Raw genomic sequence first — 3136 nt, 5'->3', positions numbered from 1 at the left:
CAGCCTCATCACCGACACCGGGACGGAGGCGGCCATCGACACCACCCTCGAACTCAGCGCCTAACAACCAACAGGATCACCAACCGCTACACCACCACCCGGGACTTGACCAATGGTGGTGCGGTCGACGATGCGGATGGCGTCGGCTTTGCGTTGCCGGTTGATGCGGATGTACCCGGCGGAGGTTTCGAATCTTTTATGGTTCATCAGTTCCTGGATGACGTCCGGAGCGGTGTTGTTGTCGGAGAGCCTCTGGGCATAGGTGTGTCGCCATGAGTAGAGGCGCAGCCGGGAACGGTCGAAGGTTTCGGCTACGCCGCCTGGGCCCTGGATATGGTCGGGCAGGTTCTTGATGCGCTCGATCCACCGCCAATAGACGGTGTGGTACCCGCTGATCGTTATAGGTTTGCGTGCTGCTGGCCCGAATCCTGAGAGCGAGGGAAACATCAGGTCAGCTGCCCGTGGTTCTATGTCCGTGACTGCATTGAGACGGTCAAGCCAGGCTGTGATGATGTCTGCCGTGGAGTGATGGATGGGGAGTTCCAGGCCGATGTCGCCGGTCTTTGGGGCGTCGTAGCGGATGAAGGGCCGTCCGTCATCGTAGTGCTGCAGCGCGTCGCGTTTGAGGCCGAGGATCTCAGAGGGACGCCGGCCCAGGTCCCGCAGTAGCTGATAGATGGTTTGGTGCATGTGGTTGCAGAGTTCGGCTGGTCGGCCGTTGGTGTAGGTGTGGTCTTCGGCGACGGTGAACAGGTGCAGGTTCTCGTCCAGCACCTTGATGACCTCGTCGGGAATGGATTTGTTGACGGTGCTGCGCTTCCGGCCGCTGGTGAGGGTGTCCGTGGCGAGAAACCGGAACGCTGGGGCCAAGCGCTGAAGGGCGTTCAGCTCTCGTCCTTCGTGCAGGAGCCGACGGAATCGGTGGAAATGTTCGTATCTGTATCGTTCTGAGCGAGGTGCCCCATCGTGGGTGATCAGCGTCGAATAGGCCTGAAATATCGCTTTCGCGTCAGCCCTTCCCAACCGATCCGGGGTGGTTCCATATGGGCGGCGTAGCAGTGCGTCCGAGGCGATGCTGCACGACCGGATCAGGTCACGGATTCTATCGGCCGGGAGTTCGAAGACGGCGGCGTATTCCTTCACCGCCTCACGTAGCCAATGGATACGGACGGGGCGGAAATCCAGGGTCCCTTTCGAGCAGATGGTGTCGCTCCCGGATTGTGCACGAAGCATCAGGACCGCAGCGTCCCAGACGTCGTCCTTCCTCGCATCGGTGCCCGTGTGCTGGTACCGCCAGCGGGCCGACCACATCCGTGCGTAGTTCGTGAAACCCTTCTGCAACCGCTGATCCGTCGAGCTCGCCAGCATGATTTGGTGAAGCTTCTCCATCGTTCGCGCCCCATGCTCCAAGGCGATGGTGATGCAGCGCCGAAGCACCCAGGGATCCAGCCGGTAGCCCTCCTGGTCACGCTGTTGCAGAGTCAGGAGGAACTCATGCCGAAGAATTGGTGGAAGATCGACCAGCGAGAATTCGGTGGTGGACCACTGCCGGCCGATGGGACGCGGGACGGCGATGAATTGCTCCAAGGTGATGCCTTGGCGTTTGAGCCGTTTCCATTGAAAGCGATGGCCCAGACACAGTGACTTCTCGAAACGCCATTCCTCGGTCCGGCATCCCGGAACGGCGCACCGCTGGCCACGTGGGAACACACCCCGGGCTGTCGCTTGATACTTCTCCAGCGGGTAGTCACCGCCTGCGGCGGTGAGACGTCCCCGCCAGGCGTGATAGTGGTGGTAACACAGACCGTGGTGGCTCGACAGTGCCCTGCAGGACTGCCCGCTGACCGTGATGGTGCACCGATCCGCGGCCTTTGAGGTCCGATCTGCCCCATGGTCTGCGCGGTACCCGCCTTTCGTGCTGCTCCTGGCCGCCGATTTGCAGGGCACGCAGAGGGCTCCATTGCCTCTGGCTAACCCGGGGCAGCCGGCAGCCCTGCACGGATAGGCGGCAGTGAGCGGGTTGGCGGGATCCGAGGTGAAATGCCAGAGCTTGCCGTCCCATTCGCTGGGCCGCCAGTTTCTGTTGATGCGTTGCCGCAGGAATGCGAGGTACGTCCCCGGTTCCGTGCCGGGGGACTCTGTGAGTAGCATCTGCCGGAACTCAGCTGTCATTGTTCTCGCCACTTCCGCAGGTGACCGAATCGACCGCTGCTCTCATCTCGTCCGCCGACGCGTGCAGATAAACCTGCGTCGAGTTCAGGCTTCTATGGCCCAACAGTTCCTGGACCACATCGAGGGGATGTCCTGCTCGAACCCATCTGGTGGCAGCAGTGTGCCTGAGCTGATGCGGGCGCACCCGCACCTTGGTTCTTCCTTCCCATCGCCTGAACATGGCATGGACGCTGGCATAGCGGAGCGGCTCACCAGGTGGGCTATTACGGGAGTAAAGGTTCACGAAGACGTAGTCGTCCGAGATCCCGCCGAGGAGCTGGTAGCGCTCATCCTGATAGGCGGCATACGCCTGAGTCACCTCGTCTGTCACCGGGATGCTGCGGGGGTCGGCGGATTTGGCCAGGGCGCCATTGCTATTGATCCTGCGGTGAACATGGACATGCGGACCGCGTTCGAAGCACCCGGCATGGGTCGATTCCGGCAAGAAGTGAAGGTCCTCCAGGCGCAGACCCAGAGCCTCTCCAACCCGTAACCCGCAGTGCAGCATCAACCGGATCAGCAGCGCATCGCGCGGGTTCGTCGCGCACGCCATCAATCGCAACTCCTCGTCAACGCTGATCGGTTGCGGACGTTTCGTCACTTCCCGCGATTTAAGCATCCGGCTCAGCCGCGGCATGCGGTCGGGATCTGCGCTTCCGTCAAGTGGGTTCACGGACCGCAGCCCAGCCTGGTCGAAGAATCTTCTATCGACGTCAACATCGCATAAGCCTTCGTGCGCGCAGAACCGCAAGAACTGCAGGACCGCGACAAGATACACGTTCACAGTTTTTCCCGACCGGGAACGATGGCCGGGTGAACCGCCCTGGGTTTGATGGAGACTCCTGACCTTGGAAACGAGAATAGAGTCATGGCATCAAGTCAGGGAGCCGGGAAGCCGACGGCACGTCGGTATTCGCCGGAGGAG

2 protein-coding genes are annotated in these 3136 nt (G+C 61.5%); both read right to left on the bottom strand.

Annotation, left to right across the window (positions count from 1 at the left end; genetic code table 11):
* Positions 1 to 60: 60 nt before the first annotated feature.
* Positions 61 to 1587 (bottom strand): tyrosine-type recombinase/integrase, encoded by a 1527-nt coding sequence (locus tag ACX80F_RS16950; RefSeq protein WP_459337549.1) that lies wholly within the window; start codon positions 1585 to 1587, stop codon positions 61 to 63.
* A gap of 574 nt (positions 1588 to 2161) precedes the next feature.
* Entirely contained in the window at positions 2162 to 2989 is an 828-nt protein-coding gene (locus tag ACX80F_RS16945; RefSeq protein ID WP_459337548.1) for a tyrosine-type recombinase/integrase, read from the bottom strand.
* Between the last annotated feature and the right edge of the window lie 147 nt (positions 2990 to 3136).

Source organism: Arthrobacter sp. TMS2-4 (assembly GCF_054511075.1).
Note: the sequence above shows the minus strand (reverse complement) of the source record. Positions and strands in the feature narration are given on the sequence as shown.